The sequence below is a fragment of the Rhodothermaceae bacterium genome (assembly GCA_009838195.1).
Lineage (GTDB): Bacteria > Bacteroidota > Rhodothermia > Rhodothermales > Bin80 > Bin80.
Genome location: VXSC01000042.1, coordinates 79,109 through 85,646, shown reverse-complemented (window position 1 = coordinate 85,646; position 6,538 = coordinate 79,109). Strand labels below are relative to the sequence as shown.

Below are 6,538 nucleotides of genomic sequence, written 5' to 3'. Positions count from 1 at the left end.
CGGTAGCCCTGGGCGTGGTGGCCGCGAATGTCCACCGGCTGGGCCAGATCGTTAACCCATCTTTGACATGAGGCTGTTGTTCGGGGTCTCAATATATATTTCTTTTCGAATTAATTAAGGCAAGGTCTCCGAATTTTGGCATTGTCTTCGGTATTCGGCTCCAATTTGCCCCTGATGCCTTAATTCTTTCGGGTGTTGGTGTGTGAGGCCGGGGGATGTAGTGCCATAATACGTTATTTTGTTGGAACATTGATCGATCCCCCGCGTAGGCCCACCATTCCTGCACGCCAAGACCATGTTTATCCGAAAAACCAAAACCCGTACCATGCAGGATGGCACCTGCTATTATGCCTTTCGATTGGTCCACAATGTTCGATACGGCAACCGGGTCAAACAGGAAACGCTTCTGAATCTGGGAAGCAAGTTCTGGGTCCGAGAACGGGACTGGTCTTCTCTATGCAGTCGTATTCAAGAGTTGCTTGACCGCCAGCGTACGCTCTTGAAGCCCTTGCCGACGCGGCTTGAAGAGGAAGCGGAGCGCATTGTCGCGCAGCTTCTGGATCGGCGGAGGAAGTGTCTGGAACAGGCACAGCTGGCCAAAGGAGAATCGGGAGAACCAGTTTGGAAAACGGTGGATGTATCTTCTACGAAGATGCGCTATCCGCGCAGCGTGGGGGTTGAGCATGTGGCGCTGTGGGCACTGGAACAACTGCGGGTGCTCGGTCTGTTGCGTGCGCTGAATTTTACGGACAAGATGACCCATGCAGTCCTGGGGTTGATCATCGGGCGATTGGCAAGGCCCGCCTCCGAACATGCGACCTATAAATGGCTCTGCACCGAGAGCGGTCTGGAAGAGTTTCTGGGCGCCTCGTTTGCGCGTATGTCACTGAAGCAGTTGTACCGGGCTTCGGATGCATTGATGCAGGTTCGGGATGAGATTGAGGATCATGTATTCGAAGCGGCGATGACGATGTTTGACCTGGAGCGTACGGTGACGCTCTTCGATCTAACGAACACCTATTTGGAAGGGGATGCGGAGCAGATCCCGTTGGCGAAGCATGGGCATTCCAAAGAGAAGCGGAGTGACTGCCGTCTGATCACCCTGGCGGTGGTGTTGGACGGCAGTGGATTTGTCTGCAGATCCCGGCTCTTTGAGGGGAATGTCTTTGAGGGCCATCCGTTGCAGCACATGTTGACGGAGCTAAATGTGCCCAGGGAGGCCGTGGTTGTGATGGATCGGGGGGTTGCCACCGAAGAGAATGTGCAATGGCTTCGGCAGCATACGTACAAGTATGTGGTGGTCAGCCGAGAGCGGAAACGCATATTTGATCCGGGGGATCAGCAGGTCCTTGAGCTCAACGATCACCTGGAGGTATATGAGGTTCGGGCAAAGGAGGAGGTTCGGATCTATTGTCGTTCCTCCCAGCGGGGGAAGAAGGAGCGGGCAATGATTGCCCGTCGCCGGGAGCGATTTGAGACGCAGTTACAGCAGTTGCATGAAGGGCTATCCCGGCCGCGGACCCGGAAGCGACTGGATCTGGTTCGGGCACGGATTGATCGGATGAGGCAACGCAGTGACGGGATTGGGCAGCACTACGAGATTGAGGTGATTGCAGATGAGGAGAAAAAAAACGCCGTGGAAGTCAAGTGGACGGCCCAGCCCAAAGACAATACCATGTGGACGGATCCGGGAACGTACATATTGCGATCCAATGTGAAGGAGTATACGAGCGAACAGTTTTGGCGGACGTTTGTGCTGCTGACCGATCTAGAAGCGGTCTTCCGGTCTCTGAAAAGCGAGTTGGGATTGCGTCCGGTCTTTCACCGGACGCAACATCGCGTCGAAGGACACCTGTTTATCACCGTGCTTGCCTATCAAGTCGTACAGGTCATACGAACCCGCCTGCGGCAAAAAAGCGTGACCTGGTGCTGGAATACGATTCGCAATCATTTGTCCCCGCAACGGCGAGCAACCTACACTCAAAAACTCAAGGAAGGAGGTGCCGTGCACACGCGAGTCACCTCCGAACCCGAGTTCTATCAGCGGCAGATCTATGAAGCATTAGACATAGATCCGATCCCGTTACCCACCGTAACCACAACCGTCTGAACAAAAACACCAAGTTCCCGTAGTGACCTAATGGACCTATAACAGGCCAAAATCGGCCTGTGACTGCACCAAAATTAGTTTTTATGTCAAAGTCGGGTACAGGCGCAGCAGAAGCGGTACGAGGCGTGGCACCAGGCACGCCGAAAGGCGGCCTAACGTCGCCCGGCGGGCACCCAGATTGGTAGTGAAAACAAGCGAAAACAGCCCGAAGTGCGTCCAGTTGGCCCTAAAATGGTGCCCAAAATGGACCACAATGTCGGTTCAGCGAGCGCAGGGGCCGAATTCTTCCACGGCCACACTATCCCGCCTCAAAATGACCCTCCGCTCTCACCCAAACGCCAGCTACCTTACCTTCAAATTCTCGAAAAAAGGCTTTTTCGGGCAAATACTAATCTACGAGACCTTGGATCCAAGTGGATTGTGGCCCGTCTACTGGGAAAAGCTTAAGGCTGCCGGGCAATGGGCTCCGACCATCGATTACCCCAGCCGCTTTTACCGGTACAGTAGTGCATGGGTCTATGGTGGTTCTGCTAGTGAACCTCATGATGCAAGTACTCCCTGTTAATTCTAATTACTCACACGAATGACCAAGATATTTTTTATTCGCCAGCGTACTACAGGGCTTGTGGTTTTTCTAATACTTTGTGGATTTGCCTCATTGGCCTCTGCTCAACAATCTGATCTATCCCCTCATTATCAGGGCATGATTATGGAAAGCGGAGAATGGAAAGCTCCTACGCCCGAAAGAGCAATGCGTGAACTCTTAGATTCGGAAGGACCATATACATCAACATGGGCAGTTGCGGCCGTGCTGAACCAGGCTTATAAGTCATATTCTGCGGCGGAACTGGATGCATTTGCTACGGAAGTCGGGAGAATATTTGTTGACGGAGAACCTTGGCAAGCCATGAATGCCGGAGAGGCCCTAGTAATCGCAGATAGATATGATATAATCATCGAAATCTACGAGTCCAGAGAGCCGGGATCCAATAGTCCCTCCACATCTGCACTTTTCAATATGCTAGGTCGTTCTGGCGAAAATGGCCTTGACTATCTGAGGACGGTTCTATCAAATAGCGAGAAGCCTGAGATTTGCAACGAGAATCCTCGTAGCGGGATCATCTATCCTGAACTAAAGTTTTGCGAACTCCAGGGAGGACTTTGGTGTGAAGCCGGGTCTGAACTCATTGGTTTCCCGGGAGGGCCAACGCAGGACGACTGGGATAAGCGCTGCTATATTCCGCCTGATCCCTTTGGATGGGAGCAATGAAGGTTTAAATGATCGCAGAGATCAGTAAATCCGATCATCCTCTATTCTGTGAATCGCCTCCGTGAATTTGCATTGGGTGACTTGACTTCAATAAATCTGAATTCCTAACACCATTTCTGGGATTTATTCAGGCTATTGTTGTGTACCCTGTATCCGGGAGATCCGTGCATCACCTGGAATTCGCCCACTCAATTGTTGTATCACGGACTCCGCTTCCCGAACCGTATTGAACAGTCCGAGGCCAACTCTGAATTCGATCCCGCCTTGCACTTCTGCCCCATAAATGTCGAGTGCTTGCTGGACATCCTGAAGTGAGCGGCCAAAATTTATAACGAATGCCTTGGCCATTTCGTGATCTTCGTAGGAAATCAAATGAATCGTATATCCCCCTAGGGACCAGTCAATATTCCCTAAGCCTGGATCACTGGTCACCTCCAGACTTGAAGATCCCTCCTCATTCAATGGTTCCTGGACAGCTTCTTGCTCTGTTTCTGCGTCCTGTTCAACCGCTGCCTCAACCTCGTCACTCGATACAATCCCCGCCTGCTGTAAATCAGAGACATTGCCCTCCTCAGGGGCGACTGCCATGGAATCCAGAGCACCTACGTGCGACGAGTCGGCACCGACTTCGCTCACCATGTTCAAAGAGTCTACCTGTGCAAGTGAATCACTATCCAACGTTAGTATGAGTGAATCAGTGGGGATTAGTTGCTGCAGAGCCAGTGAATCGGCAACACGCTGCAGTGAATCAGCAACCGCCAATTCACGGGCTGCCAAGGAATCTGCAATGACTCGGCGCCGCCTCTGGTCCTCTTGCAGCGCCACCAACATGAGATTGGCGCGATCCGCCTGAAGAGAATTTGAATAATTGGATCGAATATATCTGAGGAGCATCGGCAGGGTCAATAGGCTATCCTCTGCCGTTGCCGTGGAATCCATGCGCGGGTAGAACCCGGCAGCTTCCAGTCGTGTCGTACTCGTAGAAACCGGCATCGTACCCAGCACATCTACACTGTCTTTGGCGGCCCACTCAAGGTAGGCTCTACCTGCTGCGTACAGTGCCCTCGGAGCTACGGGAGTCGTGGTCCATTCGAGACCAAGTTCAAACAGATCGTTGATGACCTCTTCACTGACTCCTTGTTGCCATTGAGCCTGAGAATTCTTGTATGCCGTTTCTGCCATCGCTAAAGAGTCTGCAGACGCACGATCAGGAATCGAACGCCCTAAACGGGTATAGGCCTGATCGGCGAGATCCGATTCCGGATAGTCCGAGATAATAATTTCGTAGAGGCGATTCGCTGCTAAGGTATCTCCCAACGTCCTTTGGACTTCCGCCAGAGCGTAATAGGCCCGCTGCACGACCAACTCGTCCTTGTCCTCTTCAATCACCATTCGGTACCACACGGATGCCGAGTCAGGCCGATTCATGGACAGAAAGAGTACATTCGCCAATTCATATCTCGCATTTGCCCGATCCGTCAGCATTGCGTCGAATTTTTCCTGGGTTCTCGGCACCGCCGACACATCCACTGTCGGCATGACCCTTCCTACACTGTACTGTTCTCTGGTATCCTCGTCTGAATCCTCCGTTCTTTCTTCCGCCTGTGCCGCCTCAATCGCTGCAATACGACGCCAGTTCGGTGCCAATGGCCGCTCACCCCAAATGGACAGAAAATCTTGACGGGCCTGCAACATCCGCACTTCATCCTTGTGGTAGAGAAACCCTGCCTCCCCTTCCGATCCGGCAACGAGTACTTCGGCCCCGAATCCGTAGTCATCTTCTATAATTACTCCACCACCTCGAAAAGCGGATTCAGACTGACGCTGGCGCATTTCACGTTGCATCTCTTCGATTTCTTCTGCCCGGCGCTTGCGCAACTCCGTAACAACCGCTGCAAAGCTGCTGTCATCCAGGGTTCCGAGATACAGCAGCGAGTCCATTAATACGATTCTGTCGAGTACTTCGGAGAAGCTCCCAAATATCCGGGCCTGATCATCACTGTCAGTAATCGCACCCGGTGAGGGTTTGGGAGGGATCGTGATTGCCCTACCTGGTTGCTGCCTGCTGCCAGGTGCTTGGATGGCTCCGGCTGCTGTATCAAAGTGCGCTGCTGCATAGGGATAGTCTGAAAACACATCCCTGTAAAATGTACCGAGTGCATAATGCACCCGTCCGCGTACCTGGCTTCCACCAGCGGTAGGATCATAGAGCAATTCATCATACTCCTCAAGCGCCTCACTATATCGACCTTGTTCAGTCAGGACACGCCCCCGCAGGTATGCCAGTTGTGCCCGATGTTCATAATTCTTGTCATCGCGCTCCATGCGCCGCAGCCTCCTCATTGCCTCATCTGGATCAACATGATCAGAAAGGACCCGTACAGCACTGAACTGTGCTGCATACGAAAGCTCATAAAACGGCTTATGACGCTGTACCCGCTCAAATGCAGCAACCGCATCCGTATATCGCCCCAGTTGCTCCAGCACCTGCCCCTCCAGAAACTGAGCTCTAGCGGCCAGATCTCTGTCACGAATAGTGGATAGCCCTGCCTCCAGTTCCACAGCAGCTTCCTCCCAGTTCTCATTCTGCACATGCAGTTCAGCCAGTGCCAACTGATAGTAAGGTGCCCAACGGCTTGAAAGGTCTTCCGCACTCAGAACCGCCTGTAAATGAGTAAATGCTTCCTCGTAAACACCACTGGCAATCAGGGTTCGAGCCAGCCAGAAATTCGCCTCATCCCTAAGGGGAGAGTCCAACTCCAGAATATCATTGAACTTTTCTTCCGCTCCAACAAAGTTATTGGTGAAAAACCATGCTTTTCCAATCGTCATGATTGCATTGTCAACCCACTTTGAATTGGGGTGCTTGCGGAGGATATCCGCACTCTTGGTTACTGCATCTTCAAACGGCTTCCGCTGCATGGATGCCTGATCACCATGCCCAAAAAGAGGCAGGAATATATCCTGATCGATCGGTTGAACCCTCATCCTGTCCTCAAAGCCCCGGATCCCCTCGGAGAGGGAACGCTGCGCGTTGTAGTACTTGTTGTAGTACGCAGAAAAGTCGTTAAATCTGGATCCAAAGAACGATGTGCTGCTGCATCCAGCAAGGAATAGCAACATACAGAAAAGAGCCGCAGGGGTATTGCGCATCATGT

The 6,538-nt window shown here is 52.4% G+C and carries 4 protein-coding genes; 3 read left to right on the top strand and 1 reads right to left on the bottom strand.

The features are described 5' to 3' along the window. The first annotated feature begins 754 nt into the window (after positions 1-754). The 3 genes from F4Y64_09770 to F4Y64_09760 all read left to right on the top strand — a co-directional run bounded on the left by F4Y64_09770 (position 755) and on the right by F4Y64_09760 (position 3,380). Entirely contained in the window at positions 755-2,110 is a 1,356-nt protein-coding gene (locus tag F4Y64_09770; GenBank protein MXX97885.1) for an IS1634 family transposase, read from the top strand. Positions 2,111-2,363: 253 nt separating this feature from the next. Further along, positions 2,364-2,675, top strand: a complete 312-nt coding sequence (locus tag F4Y64_09765; GenBank protein MXX97884.1) for a hypothetical protein — start codon at positions 2,364-2,366, stop codon at positions 2,673-2,675. 18 nt (positions 2,676-2,693) lie between these two features. Beyond that, the gene (locus F4Y64_09760; GenBank protein ID MXX97883.1) at positions 2,694-3,380 is read left to right on the top strand and encodes a hypothetical protein; all 687 of its coding nucleotides are present in this window, start codon (positions 2,694-2,696) and stop codon (positions 3,378-3,380) included. Between the two features lie 132 nt (positions 3,381-3,512). Here F4Y64_09760 and F4Y64_09755 read toward each other — a convergent pair whose 3' ends face one another. Then, positions 3,513-6,536, bottom strand: coding sequence for a tetratricopeptide repeat protein (locus tag F4Y64_09755; protein ID MXX97882.1), 3,024 nt, complete (start codon positions 6,534-6,536; stop codon positions 3,513-3,515). Positions 6,537-6,538 lie beyond the last annotated feature (2 nt).

Excerpts from the sequence above, each read along its gene's own strand:
- F4Y64_09770 (MXX97885.1), top strand. The coding sequence starts at position 755 with ATGACCCATGCAGTCCTGGGGTTGATCATCGGGCGATTGGCAAGGCCC.
- F4Y64_09760 (MXX97883.1), top strand. The coding sequence starts at position 2,694 with ATGACCAAGATATTTTTTATTCGCCAGCGTACTACAGGGCTTGTGGTT.
- F4Y64_09765 (MXX97884.1), top strand. The coding sequence starts at position 2,364 with ATGTCGGTTCAGCGAGCGCAGGGGCCGAATTCTTCCACGGCCACACTA.
- F4Y64_09755 (MXX97882.1), bottom strand. The coding sequence starts at position 6,536 with ATGATGCGCAATACCCCTGCGGCTCTTTTCTGTATGTTGCTATTCCTT.